This window comes from Streptomyces sp. NBC_01439 (genome assembly GCF_036227605.1).
Classification (GTDB): Bacteria; Actinomycetota; Actinomycetes; order Streptomycetales; family Streptomycetaceae; genus Streptomyces.
Genome location: NZ_CP109487.1, coordinates 6,708,537 through 6,726,298 on the forward strand (window position 1 = coordinate 6,708,537; position 17,762 = coordinate 6,726,298).

The following is a 17,762-nucleotide window of genomic DNA, read 5'->3' on the forward strand; positions in this document are numbered from 1 at the left end:
AGGAACGACCACCATGCCGATCATTTCCGTGACGACCTGGCCCAGCGAGGACGACGACAAGTGCCGTGAGCTCATGGAAGAGCTGACGGAGACCGTGCACCGGGTCACCGGGGCGCCGCGCGACCGGATCACCGTCTACGTCCAGGAGGTGCCGCGAAAGCGCTGGTCCGAAGGCGGCGCGCTGGGGTCCGACCCGGATTTCGCGCGGCTCAGCCGGGCCGGCGGCCTCTGACACCGCACGCTCCCGGCACCACCGGCGGCGGTCCCGGTGCCGGGCACGACGCCCGGCACCGGGACCGCACCACCCCGCACCAGGAAGGAACGCCGGCATGAGCACCCCCCGCCCCGGCACCGAGCACGACAACGACAACGACCACGACCGCATGGAGCGCGGGCTGCGGACGCTGCGCCGGATCGAGGCCACCGAGCGGCCCGGCATCCTCGACGGTTTCCAGGACGTGGCCCCCGGCTTCGGCGAGCTGGTCGTCGGCTTCGCCTTCGGCGACATCTGCTCCCGCCCGGACCTGGAGCTGCCCACCCGCCAGCTCGTCACCGTTGCGGCGCTCACCGCGCTGGGCAACGCCGCCCCGCAGCTGGAGTTCCACGTACGGGGCGCACGCAACGTCGGGTGCGACCGCCGCGAGATCGTCGAAACGGTCCTGTGGCTGAGCGGCTACACCGGTTTCCCCGCGACGCTGAAGGCGCTGGGCGTCGTCCGGTCCGTCTTCGCCGCCGAGGGGGCGGGCACGGACGCGCCGTCCGCCGAACGGTCCGAACGCGCGCTGCGAACGCTGCGCGCCCCCGACGGCGACGGCGGTGTCTGCGAGCAGGTGCTGGCCTCCGTGCGCGCCCTCGACCCGGCCCTCGCGGACGATCTCGTCGAGAGTGCCTTCGGCCACCTCGACCCCGTCACCTCGCGCGGCGGTCTCGACCCGCTCACCCGCGCCATCGTCTCCGTGGCCGCCTGCACCGCCCTGGGCACGCTCCGGCCGCAGCTCACGGCACAGGTGCACGCGATCCTCGACGCCGGCGGCACACCGCAGCACGCCGTCGAGACGATCCTGCAGATGGCCGTGTACGCCGGTGTCCCGGCGGCCGTGAACGGCCTCAACGCGGCGCGCGACGTCTTCCGCACGCGATGACCGCCGCCATCGAGCCGCTGCCGCCGCGCGGCGGCCCCGGAGCCCGATCCCGCATCAGAAGGAGGGACCCGTCATGACCTCTCGTTCCTACCTTGTCTTCGCCGACGTGGACGAGACCCTGATCCACTGCAAGAGCATGTTCGACTTCCTGCGGTACCACCTGACCGGCCGGCACGGCGCCGCGGGGACGGCCGAGTACGACCGGCTCCTCGCCGGCTTCCGGGAGGCCGCCGACTCCGGCACGCCGCGCGAGGAGATCAACCGCGCCTACTACGCCGCCTACGCGGGTGAATCCGTGGACACCATCGCCGCCTGGGGCGAGCGCTGGTTCGCGGCCCGCGCCGCGGACGGTCTGTTCATCGACACGACCCGGGACGCGCTGCGCGCCCACCGCGAGGCCGGCGCCGAAATCGTCCTGGTCTCGGGTTCGTTCCCCGCCTGCCTGGACCCCGTCGCACGGGCCGTCGGCGCCGGGCACCTGTTGTGCAGCCGCCCTCTCGTCGAGGCGGACGGCCCGACCGGACCGGGCGGTGGCGGTACCTACACGGGGCTGATCGAGACCCCGATGATCGGCGCGCAGAAGGCGGTCGCGGTCCGTCAACTGCTCGCCGCCCGGCCGGAGATCGACCCGCGGGACTGCTACGCCTACGGCGATCACCCATCCGACCTGCCGATGCTCGAATGCGTCGGCCACCCGGTCGCGGTCGGCGACGACCCCGTGCTGCGAGCCCTGCTCGACGCCCGGCCCTCCTCCACTCCTCTGGAGCACCAACTGTGACCGTGTACTCACCAGCAACGTCAACCATCGGCATCGTCGGATCCGGCTCGTACCTCCCGAGCGACATCGTGCCCAACTCCGAGGTCGCCGAACGGGCCGGGGTCACCCCCGAGTGGATCGTCCGCAAGACCGGCATTCGCGAGCGCCGCCACGCCGCGCCGCACGAAGCGACCTCCGACCTGGCCACCGCCGCCGCGCGGGCCGCCATGGACGACGCCGGGATCTCCGAACGCGACATCGCCTGGGTGATCGTGGCGACCTCCACCCCCGACTACCCGCAGCCGGCCACGGCCTGTCTGGTGCAGGACCGGATCGGCGCGAAGCAGGCCGCCGCCTTCGACATCAACGCCGTCTGCGCCGGCTTCGTCTTCGCCCTCCAGACCGGTGCCCAGCTGCTGGCCGGGATCAGCGAGCACAGCGAGGCCAAGTACGCACTGGTCGTGGGCGCGGACGTCTACTCGCGGATCCTGGACCACAGCGACCGCAAGACCGCGGTGCTGTTCGGCGACGGCGCGGGAGCCGTCGTACTCGGCCCGGCCCGGCCCGGATTCGGCATCGTCGGTACCGGTACCAGCACCGACGGCAGCCTCCACGCGCTGATCGGGGTCCAGGCGGGCGGCAGCCGCCACCCCGCCTCGGCCGGCACCCTCGCCAACGGCCAGCACTTCTTCAAGATGCAGGGGCGCGAGGTCCGCGACTTCGTCAACGAGCGCCTGCCGGCCGCCGTCCGAGGGGTGCTGGCCGCGCACGACGTGGATCCGGCCGCGGTCAGGCACTTCGTCCCGCACCAGGCCAACGGTGTGATGGTCGGCGAGGTCATCCCCAGCCTCGGGCTGCCCAACGCCCAGGCCCACCTGCCGGTCGACCTGCACGGCAACACCGGCGCCGCCTCGATACCGCTCGCGCTCGACCAGGCCAACCGGTCCGGCGCACTGCTGGACGGCGATCTGGTGCTGCTGGCCGGCTTCGGCGGCGGCATGGGGGTCGGCACGGCCCTGATCCGCTGGGACGCCGAGTCCCCCAAACACCTGCCGCGCGAGCGCGCGGCGCAGCTCGTGGGGAGCGTCGCCCGGTGAACGGATTCCCGCTGAGCCCCGCACACGCCTTCCGCTCCGCCCCCGTGTCCGACGCGCTGTGCGTCGTGCCCGGATGCGCGATCGCCCACTGGTCGATGGGACCCGACGTCCTGGACGCCGGCCCGTGCCCGCACGGCTGGAGTCCCCGCGCCCGGCCCGACCGCGACACCTCCGCCCTCGTCCTCACCCGAACCGGCCCCGACGGCCCGACCGATGTTTCACCCCAGGGAGACCGACAGCCATGACACCGACCTCAACCATTTCCGCCCGGGACGGACAGCGCACCGTCGCACCCGATCCCGGCGCCTCACCGCTGCGCGCCTGGCTGGCCGTGATCGCCCTCGGGCTGGGCACGTTCTCCTTCGTCACCACCGAGACGCTTCCCATCGGGCTGCTGCCGTCCATCGGCGCGGGCCTGGACGTCTCCGTGGGCACCGCCGGCTTCCTCGTCACCGGCTTCGCCGCCGTCGCCGCGATCACCGCGGCGCCGCTGACCACCCTGTGCGGGCGCATCGACCGCAAGTGGCTGCTGGCCGGACTCCTGGTGCTGTACGTCGCGGGCAACCTGCTGGCCGTGATCGCCAACTCCTACGGCGTGCTCCTGGGCGCCCGGGTGCTCGTGGCGCTCGCCCACGGCGTCTTCTGGTCGATCGCCGCGGCCATCGCGGTCCGTCTGGTCCCCGAGCGGCACGCCGTGCGGGCCACCGCCCTCGTCCTCGGCGGGATATCGCTGGCCTCGGTGCTCGGCGTCCCGCTGGGCACCATGATCGGCCAGCGGTCCGGCTGGCACACCGCGTTCGCCGCCGTCGCCGCGATCGGCTTCGTCGTACTGGTCGCCGTGCTGTTCCTGCTGCCCAGCCTGCCCGCCCAGGGCGTCGGGAGCCTGGCCGCCCTGCCGCGCGTCCTGCGCAACAGCCGGCTGCGCGCCGCCGTCGGGGTCACCGCGCTGGTGATGATCGGCCACTTCCTCGCCTTTACCTACATCGCCCCGTACCTGGAGCAGGTTACCGGCATCAGCGAAGGCATGGTCGGTGTGCTGCTGCTGGTCTTCGGAGCCGCCGGATTCGCCGGCAACTTCGTCGCGGGCGCCGTCGTCGGCCGCTCGGTGCACGGCACCCTGGTGGGCGCGCTCGTCCTGATGGCCGGCTCGCTCGCCCTGCTGTGGGCCTTCGGCGACTCGCGGCCCGCGGCGATCACTCTGCTCGTCCTGTGGGGCCTGGCCTTCGCGGCCCTGCCCGTGGGCCTGCAGACCTGGGTGCTGCAGCTCGCCAAGGAAGAGTCCGACGCCGCCTCGTCGCTGTACGTGGCCGCCTTCAACGGCGCCATCGCCGTGGGGTCCCTGGCCGGCGGCCTCGTGGTGGACTCCGCCGCCGGACCGCGCGCCGTGACCGCCGTCGCCGCCGTGCTGACCGCCTGCGCCCTGCTCACCCTGGTGCTCTCCGCCCGCACCGAGCGCACCCGCACCCCCGCACCCGGCAGCAGCCTGACGAACGCCTGACCGCGCCATCGCGCACCACCGCGACACCATCGCGACGCACGCCGGCCGGCTCACGGCCTCCGACTGATCCACGAACACCCGACCCACGACCCGGCCGGAACGCGCGGCCGGAACGAAGGAGTGGCACCCCATGCACCAGCGCACCCTCGGCACCTCAGGACTCCAGGTCTCCGCGATCGGCCTCGGCTGCATGGGCATGTCGGCCTTCTACGGTACGAGCGACGACACTGAGTCGGTCGCCACGATCCGGCGCGCCCTCGACATCGGGGTGACGTTCTTCGACACCGCCGACGTCTACGCGGCCGGCCGGAACGAGGAACTGCTCGGCCGGGCCCTCAAGGGCCGCCGCGACGAGGCGGTGGTGGCGACCAAGTTCGGCATCCGCAGCATCGGGCCCGGTGGCACGGCCGGCGGCGCCGTCATCGACTCCAGTCCCGCCTACGCCCGGCAGGCCTGCGACGCGTCGCTGGCCCGGCTGGGCGTGGACACCATCGACCTCTACTACGTGCACCGCCGCAACCCCGACACACCGATCGAGGAGACCGTCGGGGCCATGGCCGAACTCGTCACGGCCGGAAAGGTCCGGCATCTGGGGCTGTCGGAGGTCAACGCGGACACCCTGCGCCGCGCCCACGCCGTCCACCCCATCACCGCCCTGCAGACGGAGTACTCGCTGTGGGAGCGTGATGTGGAGACCGACATCGCGCCCACAGCACGGGAGCTGGGCATCGGACTCGTGCCGTACTCACCGGTCGGCCGGGGTCTGCTCACCGGAGCCCTCACCTCGCTCGACCAACTGGACGCGGACGACTACCGCCGCACCGACCCGCGCTTCCAAGGCGAGAACCTCACGCGCAACCTCACCCTGGTCGAACGGGTCCGGGCCCTGGCCGACCGGATCGGCTGCACGCCGGTGCAGCTCGCCCTGGCCTGGCTGCTGACCCGTGGCCCGCAGGTCGCCCCGATTCCCGGCACCAGGCGCATCACCCGCCTGGAGGAGAACGCCGGCGCGGCCGACCTGACGCTCACCGCCGAACAGCTGGACGAGCTGGAGCAGGCCGTCCCGGCGACCGCGGTCGCCGGGGAGCGCTACGCCCCGGCGGCGCTGCGCCTGCTCAACACCTGACGTTCCGCCGGGCGCCGCACGGAGCCCGGCCGAGCCGGGTTTCCCGGGGCGCCGCCCCAGATCCCGCGCCACGCGCGAGGCCGAAACGGGCCGCGGCTACGACACCGGCAGGATCGCGTGGACGCGGTAGCCGCCGCCGTAGCGGGGGCCCGCGAAACAGGAGCCGCCCAGCGCGCCGGTGCGCTCCCGCATGCCGAGGAGGCCGTGGCCGCCGCCCGGGTCGGTCGGTTCCGGGGCCGGTTCGGCCGGCTCGGTCCCCTCGCCGCCGTCGTCGAGGACGGTCACCTCCACCGACGGCCCGACCCGGACCACGCTGACCTCGGCCCTCGCCCCCGGGCCCGCGTGCTTGCGGACGTTCGTCAGTGCCTCCTGGATCACCCGGTACGCCGCCAGGTCCACCGCCGCCGGCAGCACCCCAGGCAGCGCCCCCGGCTCGCCGTCCACCTGGACGATGACCTCCACCGGCAGCCCGGCGTGCCGGAAGGTGTCCACCAGCTCGTCCAGCACGCCGAGCCCCGGCGCGGGCTCCGTCGGCGCCTCCGGGTCGCCGGACTGCCGCAGCAGCCCGACCGTGGCGCGCAGTTCGTTCAGCGCCGACCGGCTGGCGTCCCGTACGTGCGCCAGCGCCTCCTTGGCCTGGTCCGGGCGCTTGTCCATGACGTGCGCGGCCACCCCCGCCTGCACGTTGACCAACGCGATGTGATGGGCCACCACGTCGTGCAGGTCCCGGGCGATCCGCAGCCGCTCCTCGGCGACGCGCCGCCTGGCCTCTTCGTCCCGGGTCCGCTCGGCGCGCTCGGCCCGTTCCCGGATGGCGTCGACGAAGGCCCGCCGGCTGCGCACGGCGTCCCCGGCGGCCGAGGCCATCCCGGTCCAGGCGAAGATCCCGATGTTCTCCTGGGCGTACCAGGGGAGCGGCCCGGCGAGCATGGCCACGCCCGTCAGCCCCGCCATGGTGAGCAGCCCGATCCGCCAGGTCGTCGGCCGGTCGGTGTGGGCGGCCACCGTGTACAGGGCGATCACCGCGCACATGGCGACGGGCGCCCGTGGCTCCCCGGTGGTCAGCTCCAGCAGGGACAGCGCGCAGGTCACGGCGAGCACGGCGCGCGGGCGTCGGCGCCGGAACACCAGGGCGGCCGCGCCGAGCAGCATCAGCAGCAGCGAGAACGGCTCCGGGGTGCGCGTCCCGAAGGTGGGTCCGTGCGGCCCGTGCGGATCGGCGAAGGAGCCGACGACCATGGCGACGAACGCTCCGAACGCCAGCACGGCATCGGTGGCGAGCGGATGGGTCCGCATCCACTGCCGGGTGGGGGCGAACCGCCCGAGGTCTGTCGTCACCCGGATACGGTACGGCCTCATCAGCCGGTACCCCCTACGACGGGGGAGGGGGCCCCAGCGCGACGCGGGACCGCACCGGCCCCCAGCGCGCCCGCACCACGCACACCGCCATGACGGCGGTGATGGCCGCCAGGTGCTCCTTGCCCGCCAGGTTGTCCTTGACCAGCACCTCGCCGATCATCGCCAGGATCACCAGGGCGCCGGTCAGGTACGCCCGGTAGCGCCAGCAGAGGTAGATGGCGAGCCCCACCACCGCCGCCGAGGGCCCGGTGTCGTTGACGATCCGGTCGGACAGCGGCAGACCCAGGGGATGGTCCGGCCCGAGCGCGAGCCCGATCCGCGCGTACGTGGTCCCGGCGAGGGTGGCGACGTAGCCGATCAGCAGGGTGCGCCACCAGCCGATGCAGATCTCGGCGATGCCGAAGACGAGCAGGATCTGCGCGAGCGCCCCCCACACCGGCAGGTCCAGGGCGGGGACGAACAGGGACAGCGGGGTACGCAGGAGGGCCAGTCCGAGCGGGTCGGCGGCTTTGACCGATCCGAGGTTCTGGACCGGCTGGAACCCCCAGGAGGTGTTCTGCACGATCTGGAAGACCGAGGTCAGACAGACCGCGCCGATGGTCATCGGGATCGCCCGCCACTTGTCGCGGACGAGCGCGTCCCGGACGGTCCAGAACATGGGTCCCCACTCACGGCGGGCGAACTGCCGGAGTGGGGACGTGTTCCACGCTGTCAACGGCGGGTCTCCAGGTGTCTGCGGTGCAGCCACTTCGGAAGGCCGGGAGCCTCCAGGAAGCCCTCGGCCCGGCCGGCCGCGACACCGATCCGCAGCAGGTCCGAACTCTTCTCGAAGAGCATGAACCGCGGTTCCCAGATCGGCCGGTATTTGGCGTTGGCCCGGTAGAGGGACTCGATCTGCCACCAGCGGGAGAAGAAGCTGAGCAGCGAGCGCCACATCCGCAGCACCGGACCGGCGCCGAGCCGGGACCCGCGCTCGAAGACGGACCGGAACATCGCGAAGTTGAGGGAGACCTGGGTGACCCCGATCTCCTTGGAGCGCTCCAGGAGTTCGATGACCATGAACTCCATCAGGCCGTTCTCGGAGTCCCGGTCGCGGCGCATCAGGTCCAACGACAGCCCCTTGGGCCCCCACGGTACGAAGGACAACACGGCCCGCAGTTCGCCGTTGCCGTCGGTGCACTCCAGCATCACGCACTGGCCGTCCGCGGGGTCGCCCAGTCGGCCCAGCGCCATGGAGAAGCCGCGCTCGGTGGCGCCGTCCCGCCAGTCGTCGGCCCGGCGCACCAATTCGGCCATCTCGTCGGCCGGGATGTCGTCGTGGCGGCGGATGCGGACGGTGTACCCGGCCCGCTTGACGCGGTTGAAGGCCTGCCGGACGGTCCGCATGGCGCGGCCCTCCAGGGTGAACTCTGCGGTCTCGACGATCGCCTCGTCACCGAGTTCGAGGGCGTCCAGGCCGTGCCGGGCGTAGATCTGCCCGGCCTCCTCGCTCGCCCCCATCACGGCCGGTACCCAGCCGTGCTCGCGAGCCTCGGCCAGCCACGGATCGATGGCGCCCGGCCAGGCCTCGGGGTCGCCGATCGGGTCGCCGGAGGCCAGGGAGACCCCGCCGACGACGCGGTAGGTGACGGCGGCCTTGCCGGTGGGGGACCAGATGACGGACTTCTCGCGGCGCAGTGCGAAGTAGCCGAGCGAGTCGCGGTCGCCCTGGCGGGCCAGCAGCGCCCGCAGCCGCTCCTCGTCCTCCTCGCTGATCGGGTCGACGGCGCGGCGCGAGCGGAAGGCGGCGAACAGCACGGCGAGCAACAGCAGCATCGACATGACGTTGATGAAGACGTCCACCCAGCCGGGCGTGACGATCGCCTCGGAGGCCCGCTCGCCGGGCGTCAGGGTGATCAGCCGCATCACGCCGTACCACCAGCGCTCCGGGAAGGAGGCCTCGGCGCTGAGCGGGGAGATGTTGGTGGCGCCGACGAGCAGCGCCGCGACCAGCGAGGTCAGCAGCAGGCCGACGGCGGCGACGGCGCTGGCGAGCGCGGGGTTGGAGCGGTCGCCCTTGGCGTAGAACTCGTGGCGGCCCAGCAGCAGGGCCCCCGTGAAGGCGGCGGTCAGGACCAGGGAGACCCAGTTCTGCGGGTGCTCGCGGATCTCCTCGTGGGTGGAGAGCGCGTAGGCGAGCAGCAGCGCCAGGAGGCCGCTGAGGACGAGGTTGAGGATCCAGGAGGCCCGCTTGCGGCGGCCGAGGGTGACGGCGAGCAGCAGCGTGAACAGCCCGGAGGCGAACCCCGCGGTGAGCATGTACGGGGTGTAGAAGTCCTCGATGTTGTGGCGCCTGAGGTCCTGCCCGAGCGAAACCCACACCGCGCTGAGGAAGTTGACGAAGGTGACGGCGCGCAGGTACCACACCGCGAAGGCGGCGCCGTGCCGCGAACGGGCGCTCCCCCGGCCGGTCTCCCGGCCGCTCCCCGCCGCCCTGCCGGCGGGGTCGCCGCCGGTCTCTTTCCTACCGGCTGACGGACCGGTTGCCGGTGCGGCGGTGCGGTCGGTCTCTGCGCTGGTCAAACGGACCTCTCCCATAAAAAGCGATCATATGGGGCGCAGCTGTCCGTGATTGCGCGGTCGGGGGCCTCGGCCGGGTCAGGACCGGGGGCCCCGGCGGCTCATTCCGTCGGCTCCTCCACCGCCCGCTCCGGGAGCTCCGCCGCGAGTGCGGCGGCCGCCTGGACGAGGGGAAGGGCCAGCAACGCCCCGGTACCTTCACCTACTGTGACGCCGTGATCGAGCACGGGGTTGAGCGCCATTCGGTCAAGTGCCTTCGCCTGACCCGGTTCGCCGCTGGCCTGTCCGGCCAGCCACCAGTCCGGAGCGCGGAACGCGGCCCGCTGGGCCACCAACCCGCACGCCGCCGAAACGACACCGTCAAGGATGACCGGAGTACGGCGCACCGCACACTGGAGGAGGAATCCGGTGATCGCGGCCACGTCCGCGCCGCCGACCGCGGCCAGCAGCGCCACCTGGTCGCCCAGGACCGGGCGGGCCCGGCGCAGCGCGTCGCGGATCGCCGCGCACTTGCGCATCCAGGCCAGGTCGTCGATGGGCAGGCCGCCGCGGCCGGTGACCACCGAGGCGTCGGTTCCGCACAGGGCGGCGACGAGGGTCGCGGCGACGGTGGTCCCGCCCACGCTCAGGTCACCGAGGACGACCAGGTCCGTTCCGGAGTCGGCCTCCTCGTCGGCGATCCGCATCCCGAGCCGCACCGCGGCCTCGGCCTCCTCGGCCGTCAGCGCGTCCTCCACGTCGATCCGGCCGCTGCCGCGCCGGACCCGGTGCCCGACCACGTCCGCCGGGAGCAGCTCGGGATCGCAGTCGAGCCCGGCGTCGACGATCCGTATGGTGGCGCCGAACCGGCCGGCCAGGACGGCCACGGGGCTGGCCCCGTCGAGGACGGCCCGCACCAGTTCGTGGCCGGTGGAAGCGGCCCGGGCGGAGACGCCCTCGGCGGCGATCCCGTGGTCGGCGGCGAACAGCACCACGCGGGGGCGCTCGATCGGTTTGACCGGAACCCGCCCCTGCGCGGCGGCGAGCCACTCGGCGAGTTCGTCGAGCCGGCCCAGCGCGCCGGGCGGGACGGCGAGGCGCTCACGGCGTTCCTCGGCGTCACGCCGGACGCCCCCGTCGGGACGCTCGATCAGATCGGAGAAGTCGTCGAGATTCAGCGTGCTCATCTGCCAGAGAGTACAGCCGGTAAGGCCCTCCCTCAGGCCTTCGGTGACCGACCGTCGGACTCCCCGTCGCCCCGCCACCGCGATGCCGTTCCCCGCTATTCCTTGAGTACGGTCACCAGGCCCGCGACGACGAGGAGCACGTGCTCGCACTCGCCCGCGACGGCCGCGTTCAGCCGGCCCAGCTCGTCGCGGAAGCGGCGGCCGGCGGCGGTCGCCGGGACGACCCCCGAGCCGACCTCGTTGCTGACCAGCACCACCGGACGGCGGGTCGCGCGCACGGCCGCCACCAGCTCGGCGGTCCGCCCGGCGAGCTGCTGCGCTCCGCGCTCGGCCCACACCGCGTCGTCCCACGCCCCGGCCCGGTCCATCGCGTCCGTCAACCACAGCGCCAGGCAGTCGATCAGCAGCGGCGGCCCGTCGGCGGCCAGCAACGGAACCAGCTCGCACGTCTCCACCGTCCGCCAGCTCCCCGGCCGGCGCTCCCGGTGCAGGCCGATCCGCTGGGCCCATTCCGCGTCGCCGTCCCGGGTGCCGCCGGTGGCCACGTAGACCACCTCCGGGAAGGACTCCAGCCGCCGCTCCGCCTCCACGGACTTGCCGGAGCGGGCCCCGCCCAGCACCAGGGTCCGGCGCGGCAGGTCCGGTACCGCGCGGTACTCCCCGACGATCACGGTCGTCCCGTCCGGCAGCGCCCGGGCCCCGGCCGCCGCGCACCGGCGCTCGAGCTCCCGGCCCGGCGGGGTGTCGTGGTCCAGGTGGACGGCGATCACGTCCGTCGCCTGGCCGACGACGCCGCTCGCCCGAAGCCGCGCCAGCGCCTCGGGCCGGCCCAACACGTCCATGAGGACCATGTCGTACGGGCGCTGCCCCGCCCGGTCGGCGAGTCCGGACGGGGCCCCGCCCGGCGGCAGGTACAGCAGCCGGGCGCCGTCCGGACCGGTCACCTCGTACCCGGTGCCCGGCGCGTCCATCGGCACCGCCCGCACCCGGTGCCCGGAGATCACCGCGAGCTCCCGCCCGTCCGGCACCCGCCCGGCGGCCGGCAGCCCGGGCGGCAGCTCGACCGCGGGCCCGTCGTGCGGGTGGGTCAGCAGCACCTGCCGCACACCGGCCAGCGAATGCCCGGCCCGGGCACCCGCCAGCACCGCCCCGGGGGTCAGGTCCAGCAGCAGCGCCCCGTCGACGAGGACGGCGGTGGCGGCGCGCGAGCGCGAGCCGACGGAGACGGCGCAGGCCGCACACGGGCAGTCGGGGCGGGGCAGGCCTTCGGGAGTTCCGGTGCCGAGCAGAGTGAGTTCCACAGGATGATCCTCCCGCGTCGCCGAGACTGCTGCGCGCCCGGTTACTCTGCGGGCACACTCAGGACAGGAAGCGTGCGAGCAACGGAGGCGGACATGGCGTGGACGTGGCGGTTCGAGACGGCCGACGGCACCGAGACGAGCCCGTCGGTGGTACCCGAGGAGTTCACCACGCAGGGGGACGCGGAGTCCTGGATCGGCGAGTACTGGAAGGACCTGCTGGAAGGCGGCGTCGAGCAGGTGAAGCTGTCCGACGACGGCGGGACCGAGCTCTACACGATGAGCCTGCGCGCCGCCCTGGACGCGTAACCCTGCCCCGGGCCCGGCAGATCTAGGGCCGCAGTCGCAGTCGAAGAAGGGGCGGGCCGGGGGTTCTCCCCCCGGCCCGCCCCTTCCTCGTGCCTGTTCCGCGGGGCTAGCCCCGTACCCCGCAAAGGTGCAGCAGTGCCGCCACACCCCGGTAGGGGTCGCTCCGACCGGCCCGGTCCTCGGCGGCGAGCAGCTGCTCCAGCTCCTCGTCGGGCGGCAGGACCTCGCCCGCCTCGGTGCCGTCGGTGAAGACGCGGACGCCGTACCAGGACTGCAGCGGCGCACCGATCCCCGACAGGGTCGCCGTCAGTCCGGCCAGCCGGTCCGCGCGGACCTCGAGCCCCAGCCGGTTCGTGTAGTCGGTGCAGTCGAACGCGGCCAGCGCGCCCTTCCAGTCGCCGCCCAGTCCCGGCCGCATGGCGAGCGCGTCGCCGTTGCGCACGAGCAGGGACAGCAGTCCGCCCGGGGCCAGCATCCGGGCCAGCCCGGCCAGCATGGCGTCCGGTTCGGGCACGTACATCAGCACCCCGTGGCACAGCACCACGTCGAAACTGCCCGGCAGGAAGTGGGCGCCGGTCTCGCGCCCGTCCCCCTCGAGCAGGGTGACCCGGTCGCGGATCCCCTCGGGCTCCGCGGCCAGCGCCTCACGGGCGACGGCCAGCATCCCGGGGTCCTGTTCCAGGCCCGTCACCTTGTGCCCGGCGCGGGCCAGCCGCAGTGCCTGCGTGCCCTGGCCCATGCCGACGTCGAGCACGCGCAGCCGCTGCCCGACCGGGAAGCGCTGCGCGATCTGCTCGTCCACCTGTCGGCCCACGAGCTCCTGACGGACCGCGTTGCGCAGTCCGCCCAGGCCCTCGAGCCACAGGCGTGCCCCCTCGGCGAAGCCTTCCCCCGACGCGCCGGGCGTCCCTCCGGTCAGGGCCGTTCCCCGCGCTTGACCTGAGGCTTCGGGAGACGGAGCCGGCGCATCTGGAGGGTGCGCATGAGGCCGTAGGCGATGGCGCCGCGGCGGGGCTCGTCCGGGAAGCGCGTGGCCAGGGCCTTGCGGAGGCGGAACACCAGGCCGATGGAGTCGAGCAGGATCAGGACGATCACGACGAGCCACAGCGTCAGCGCGATGCTCTGGACCGAGGTCTGCCGCACCATGCTCAGCACCAGGATGACCACCGCCAGGGGCAGGAACATCTCGGCGACCGAGTAGCGGGAGTCCACGTAGTCGCGGACGAACCGGCGGACGGGGCCCTTGTCACGGGTGGGCAGGTAACGCTCGTCGCCGTTGGCCAGCGCCTCGCGCTGCTTGGCCATCTCGGTGCGGCGACGCTCGCGGGCTCGCTTGGCATCCTCCTTGCGGTTGCCGGTCGAGGCCACCACGGCCTTGCGCTGCGACTGGGCCACAGCACGCTTCGGCGTAGGGCGGCCCTTCGGGGCCTGCGGGTCACGGGGCTGCGAGAGGTCGGCGCTCACCTTGTCGGTGGCGGCGGCCTTCTCTTCCTTGGAGGAGCGGCTACCAAACACAAAACCCAAGCCTACGTGGTTGCGGGCACGGGCCCCACCCCGCTGGGGAACGATCCGGCAACGGCGGGCGTCCTTCCTCTTGCACGGTCCGTGCGGTGGGCCCGTTCTCCTGGGATCACCTACTCCTTACGCCTGATGGGGCGGGGGCGTAGTCCTCCTGGAGGAGGAGCGCATCCGTACTCGAACAGTGCGGTAATGGAGGCAGGGCCCGTACTGTGGGTTCTGTCGGTGATCTGGAGCACAGTCCGTCTAGAAGGGGGCGCGCGAAGCCCATGAGCGGTGTCATGAAGCGTATGGGGATGATCTTCCGCGCGAAGGCGAACAAGGCCCTTGACCGGGCCGAGGACCCGCGCGAAACCCTCGACTACTCGTACCAGAAGCAGCTGGAGCTGCTGCAGAAGGTGCGCCGCGGGGTCGCGGACGTGGCGACCTCCCGCAAGCGCCTGGAACTTCAGCTGAACCAGCTCCAGGGGCAGTCCGCCAAGCTGGAGGACCAGGGCCGCAAGGCCCTCGCCCTGGGCCGCGAGGACCTGGCCCGCGAGGCCCTGTCCCGGCGCGCCTCGCTCCAGCAGCAGGTCAGCGACCTGGAGGTGCAGCACCAGACCCTGCAGGGCGAGGAGGAGAAGCTGACGCTGGCCGCCCAGCGGCTCCAGGCCAAGGTGGACGCCTTCCGCACGAAGAAGGAGACCATCAAGGCCACCTACACGGCGGCCCAGGCGCAGACCCGGATCGCGGAGTCCTTCTCCGGCATCTCCGAGGAGATGAGCGACGTCGGCCTGGCCATCCAGCGGGCCGAGGACAAGACCGCCCAGCTGCAGGCCCGCGCCGGTGCGATCGACGAGCTGCTGGCCTCCGGCGCGCTCGACGACCAGAGCGGCCTCGGCTCCAAGGACGACATCCAGGCCGAGCTGGACCGCCTCTCGGGCGGTACGGACGTGGAGCTGGAGCTCCAGCGCATGAAGGCCGAGCTGGCGGGCGGCCCGTCCGCCCAGCAGCAGGCCATCGAGGGCGGCGCGCAGGGCAACGGCCAGCAGCCGCAGGCTCCGCACCGGTTCGACAAGCAGTAGGACGGGGCCCGTCATGATCGTCCGCATCATGGGGGAAGGTCAGGTGGAAGTGGCCGACAGCCACTTCCCCGAGCTGAACGAGCTCGACGACGAACTGCTCGCGGAGCTGGAGGGCGGTGACGAGGAGGGCTTCCGGCGGACCCTGGGCGCACTGCTCGACGCCGTACGGCGACTCGGCACACCGCTCCCGGACGATGCGCTGGAGCCGTCCGAGCTGATCCTCCCCGGTGACGAAGCCGCCCTGGACGAGGTCAGGGAGATGCTCAGCGACGACGGACTGATCCCGGGCTGAGCCCGGGCCGGGTACACCGACGCCATGGCGGCGGGCTCTCCCCCTTTCGAAGGGGGGAGAGCCCGCCGTCGTCGTCAGTGTGGGGGCGGCTTCTCCAGGGAGACCGCCTGGTCCGGATCGGAGTCCGGGCCGTGTCCCAGGCCGCGGTCCGGGCCGTGGTCCGGGTCCGGGGTCCCGCCGATGAAGTTCTCGAACCTGCGGCGCGGCCCCGCCCAGCGCCGGTCGTGGTGGAAGGCGCGCAGCCCGGCCTTGGCCCGGGCGCGCGGCCGGTTCGCGTAGAACCTCTTCGCGTACGGGGATCCGGGCCGGGCCAGCCGGATCGCGCCCACGAGCGCCACGAGGGGCACGACCAGGCCGAAGAGCGCGGTGCGCGCCTTGCCCTTCCACAGGGCGAGCAGGGAGAGGCAGAAGTTGGTGGCCCCGTTCATGACCACCAGGCCGCGGCTCTGGCGCTCCTCGGTCGACAGGTCGTTCACCCCGAAGGGCACGAAACCGCCGATGACCAGGGCCACGACGGCGGCCGTGATGACCACGAGCTCCACGCTCTTGCGGCCCTGCTCGCTCCAGTAGACGTCGTCGAGGTGCAGGATCAGCGCGAACTCGTCCAGGACCAGGCCCGCACCCAGCCCGAAGATCACGGCCGAGACGTACGCGCCGAAGCCGTACCGGCCGCTGCCGACCGCGCCGAAGCCGCCGATGATCACGAGGATCACGCCCGGCACCACGTGGTGGATGTGCAGACCTCCCGGGGTGACGTTCCCGAAGGGCCCCCGGCCGGCCCGGATCATCCGGGTGATTACACGGGTGACCAGGAACGACATCACGAAGGAGAGCAGGGCGAGCAGGAGCGGCAGCTTCCCCGGTTCGACGATATTCCGATACCACCAGTGACCCATCCCACTGACTCCCTATTTGGCATGTAATGGGTAATTTACCGCTCGCGTGGAGCGGGTACCGTTCCCGCCGATGACAGATTCGTACGACGGCCCGCCCCCGATGCCGCCCCCGGAACGCGCCTCGTTCCGCGACGGCCTCCGTTTCGCGTTCGGCACGCTCACCGTGCTGCCCGCCCGCATCACCCGCTGGGACCGTCCCGCCGCCCGTACCGGAATGGCCTGCGCCCCGCTCGCTGGGCTGGTCGTGGGCGTGCTCGCGGCCCTGCCCGGAGCGCTCCTGCTGCTGCTCGGCGGGGGACCGCTGCTCGCCGCGGCCGTCACCGTCGCCGTACCGGCCGCACTGACCCGGGGACTGCACCTCGACGGCCTCGCCGACACGGCCGACGGCCTCGGCAGCGCCAAACCCGCCGACGAGGCCCTGCGGATCATGAAGCAGTCCGACATCGGCCCCTTCGGCGTCGTGGCCCTGGTGTTCGTGCTGCTCCTGCAGGTCGCCGCGCTGTCCGACATCTACGCCGACAGCTGGATCCGCGGCGCCCTCGCCGCCGTGGTCGCCGCCGTTGCGGCCCGCGTCGCCATGACCCTGGCCTGCCGGGAAGGGGTCCCGGCGGCCCGCCCCGGAGGGCTCGGGGCAGCCGTCGCCGGGGTGGTCCCGCGCCGCGCCGCCGTCCTGATCGCCGTGCTCACCGTCGCCCTGGCCGCGGCAGCCGCACTCCCGCTGGGCCTGACCGCCGTCGGCCGGAGCGCGGCGGCGGTCCTGGCCGCCCTGCTCGCCGCGCAGCTGCTGCTCCGCCGCTGCGTACGCCGCTTCGACGGGGTCACCGGTGACGTCTTCGGCGCCCTCGCGGAGGTCGCGGCGACCACCGCCCTGATCGTCCTCGCCCTGGGCTGAGCCCGGCCGGGCGGGCCCGCGTACCCTCACCCCGCGTACCCTCACCCCGTGGACCAACATGCGACGGACCTGCCCTCCGCCGCGCCCGTCAGGGTGCTGCTCGCCGACGACCAGGCGCTGCTGCGCAGCGCCTTCAAGGTGCTCGTCGACTCCGAGCCCGACATGGAGGTCGTCGGGGAGGCCTCCGACGGGGCACAGGCCTTTGAACTCGCCCGCCGGATGCGTCCCGACGTCGTCCTCATGGACATCCGGATGCCCGGCACCGACGGGCTCGCCGCCACCCGCATGATCAGCGCGGACCCGGAACTCGCCGCCGTGCGCGTGGTGATGCTCACGACCTTCGAGGTCGACGAGTACGTGGTCTCGGCCCTGCGGGCCGGCGCCTCCGGCTTCCTCGGCAAGGGGGCCGAACCCGAGGAGCTGCTCAACGCGATCCGCGTCGCCGCGGCCGGCGAGGCGCTGCTCTCCCCGGCCGCCACCAAAGGGCTCATCGCCACCTTCCTCGCCCAGGGCGGCGGCGCCGATCCGGCAGCCGCCGGGGCCTCGGCCGGGGCGCACGCGCAGCGGCTCGCCGCGCTGACCGTCCGGGAGCGCGAGGTCCTCGTACACGTCGCGGCCGGACTGTCGAACGACGGGATCGCCGGGCGGTTGGAGGTCAGCCCGCTGACCGTCAAGACCCACGTGAACCGGGCCATGGCGAAGCTCGGCGCCCGCGACCGGGCCCAATTGGTGGTCATTGCCTACGAATCGGGACTGGTCCGCCCGCGCGCGGAGTAGTGCCGCTCCGTA

20 protein-coding genes are annotated in these 17,762 nt (G+C 73.2%); 12 read left to right on the plus strand and 8 right to left on the minus strand.

Annotated elements, in window-relative coordinates; translation table 11 throughout:
* The first annotated feature begins 13 nt into the window (after window positions 1–13).
* The 7 genes from OG207_RS30405 (at window position 14) to OG207_RS30435 (ending at window position 5,620) form a co-directional block, all read left to right on the plus strand.
* Window positions 14–232: a tautomerase family protein gene (locus OG207_RS30405; RefSeq protein ID WP_329102759.1), complete on the plus strand. Its 219-nt coding sequence runs from the start codon at window positions 14–16 to the stop codon at window positions 230–232.
* Between the two features lie 97 nt (window positions 233–329).
* A complete protein-coding gene (locus tag OG207_RS30410) occupies window positions 330–1,142 on the plus strand; it encodes a carboxymuconolactone decarboxylase family protein (RefSeq protein ID WP_329102762.1) in 813 nt (270 codons plus the stop codon).
* 73 nt (window positions 1,143–1,215) lie between these two features.
* Complete coding sequence (locus tag OG207_RS30415) at window positions 1,216–1,920, plus strand: HAD family hydrolase (protein ID WP_329102764.1); 705 nt, start codon at window positions 1,216–1,218, stop codon at window positions 1,918–1,920.
* 2 nt (window positions 1,921–1,922) lie between these two features.
* Window positions 1,923–2,996: a 3-oxoacyl-ACP synthase III family protein gene (locus tag OG207_RS30420; protein WP_329102766.1), complete on the plus strand. Its 1,074-nt coding sequence runs from the start codon at window positions 1,923–1,925 to the stop codon at window positions 2,994–2,996.
* Window positions 2,993–3,241, plus strand: a complete 249-nt coding sequence (locus OG207_RS30425) for a hypothetical protein (RefSeq protein WP_329102768.1) — start codon at window positions 2,993–2,995, stop codon at window positions 3,239–3,241. Before OG207_RS30420 ends, OG207_RS30425 begins: the two co-directional genes overlap by 4 nt.
* The gene (locus tag OG207_RS30430) at window positions 3,238–4,494 is read left to right on the plus strand and encodes an MFS transporter (protein ID WP_329102769.1); all 1,257 of its coding nucleotides are present in this window, start codon (window positions 3,238–3,240) and stop codon (window positions 4,492–4,494) included. The genes OG207_RS30425 and OG207_RS30430 overlap by 4 nt, the downstream gene beginning before the upstream one ends.
* 130 nt (window positions 4,495–4,624) lie before the next feature.
* Entirely contained in the window at window positions 4,625–5,620 is a 996-nt protein-coding gene (locus tag OG207_RS30435) for an aldo/keto reductase (RefSeq protein ID WP_329102772.1), read from the plus strand.
* Between the two features lie 96 nt (window positions 5,621–5,716).
* Here OG207_RS30435 and OG207_RS30440 read toward each other — a convergent pair whose 3' ends face one another.
* The 5 genes from OG207_RS30440 to OG207_RS30460 all read right to left on the minus strand — a co-directional run bounded on the left by OG207_RS30440 (window position 5,717) and on the right by OG207_RS30460 (window position 12,005).
* Entirely contained in the window at window positions 5,717–6,958 is a 1,242-nt protein-coding gene (locus tag OG207_RS30440) for a sensor histidine kinase (protein ID WP_402694914.1), read from the minus strand.
* 34 nt (window positions 6,959–6,992) lie between these two features.
* Window positions 6,993–7,637: a hypothetical protein gene (locus OG207_RS30445; protein ID WP_329102774.1), complete on the minus strand. Its 645-nt coding sequence runs from the start codon at window positions 7,635–7,637 to the stop codon at window positions 6,993–6,995.
* Between the two features lie 53 nt (window positions 7,638–7,690).
* Window positions 7,691–9,556 carry a phosphatidylglycerol lysyltransferase domain-containing protein gene (locus tag OG207_RS30450; protein ID WP_329102776.1) on the minus strand — a complete coding sequence of 622 codons (1,866 nt, stop codon included), beginning with the start codon at window positions 9,554–9,556 and terminating at the stop codon, window positions 7,691–7,693.
* Between the two features lie 83 nt (window positions 9,557–9,639).
* Window positions 9,640–10,704, minus strand: coding sequence for a nicotinate-nucleotide--dimethylbenzimidazole phosphoribosyltransferase (cobT, locus tag OG207_RS30455; protein ID WP_329102777.1), 1,065 nt, complete (start codon window positions 10,702–10,704; stop codon window positions 9,640–9,642).
* 95 nt (window positions 10,705–10,799) lie between these two features.
* A complete protein-coding gene (locus OG207_RS30460) occupies window positions 10,800–12,005 on the minus strand; it encodes a bifunctional adenosylcobinamide kinase/adenosylcobinamide-phosphate guanylyltransferase (RefSeq protein WP_329102779.1) in 1,206 nt (401 codons plus the stop codon).
* Window positions 12,006–12,098: 93 nt separating this feature from the next.
* Here OG207_RS30460 and OG207_RS30465 point away from each other — a divergent pair, with 93 nt between their 5' ends.
* The gene (locus OG207_RS30465) at window positions 12,099–12,311 is read left to right on the plus strand and encodes a hypothetical protein (RefSeq protein WP_030011614.1); all 213 of its coding nucleotides are present in this window, start codon (window positions 12,099–12,101) and stop codon (window positions 12,309–12,311) included.
* 106 nt (window positions 12,312–12,417) lie between these two features.
* On the opposite strand, the gene OG207_RS30470 is transcribed toward OG207_RS30465, so the two are convergent.
* Both OG207_RS30470 and OG207_RS30475 read right to left on the minus strand, forming a co-directional pair.
* The gene (locus tag OG207_RS30470) at window positions 12,418–13,176 is read right to left on the minus strand and encodes a class I SAM-dependent methyltransferase (protein ID WP_329107999.1); all 759 of its coding nucleotides are present in this window, start codon (window positions 13,174–13,176) and stop codon (window positions 12,418–12,420) included.
* A gap of 50 nt (window positions 13,177–13,226) precedes the next feature.
* Window positions 13,227–13,835 carry a DUF3043 domain-containing protein gene (locus OG207_RS30475; protein WP_329102781.1) on the minus strand — a complete coding sequence of 203 codons (609 nt, stop codon included), beginning with the start codon at window positions 13,833–13,835 and terminating at the stop codon, window positions 13,227–13,229.
* Window positions 13,836–14,098: 263 nt separating this feature from the next.
* Here OG207_RS30475 and OG207_RS30480 point away from each other — a divergent pair, with 263 nt between their 5' ends.
* On the plus strand, window positions 14,099–14,893 hold the full coding sequence (locus tag OG207_RS30480) for a PspA/IM30 family protein (protein WP_202201873.1): 795 nt from the start codon (window positions 14,099–14,101) through the stop codon (window positions 14,891–14,893).
* A 13-nt stretch (window positions 14,894–14,906) separates the two neighbouring features.
* On the plus strand, window positions 14,907–15,185 hold the full coding sequence (pspAA, locus tag OG207_RS30485) for a PspA-associated protein PspAA (RefSeq protein ID WP_329102783.1): 279 nt from the start codon (window positions 14,907–14,909) through the stop codon (window positions 15,183–15,185).
* Between the two features lie 74 nt (window positions 15,186–15,259).
* On the opposite strand, the gene OG207_RS30490 is transcribed toward pspAA, so the two are convergent.
* The gene (locus OG207_RS30490) at window positions 15,260–16,081 is read right to left on the minus strand and encodes a hypothetical protein (RefSeq protein ID WP_329102785.1); all 822 of its coding nucleotides are present in this window, start codon (window positions 16,079–16,081) and stop codon (window positions 15,260–15,262) included.
* Between the two features lie 70 nt (window positions 16,082–16,151).
* On the opposite strand from OG207_RS30490, the gene cobS reads away from it, so the two are divergent.
* Window positions 16,152–16,973 carry an adenosylcobinamide-GDP ribazoletransferase gene (gene cobS / locus OG207_RS30495; protein ID WP_329102787.1) on the plus strand — a complete coding sequence of 274 codons (822 nt, stop codon included), beginning with the start codon at window positions 16,152–16,154 and terminating at the stop codon, window positions 16,971–16,973.
* A gap of 48 nt (window positions 16,974–17,021) precedes the next feature.
* Window positions 17,022–17,750 carry a response regulator transcription factor gene (locus tag OG207_RS30500; RefSeq protein WP_327385876.1) on the plus strand — a complete coding sequence of 243 codons (729 nt, stop codon included), beginning with the start codon at window positions 17,022–17,024 and terminating at the stop codon, window positions 17,748–17,750.
* Window positions 17,751–17,762: the final 12 nt, after the last annotated feature.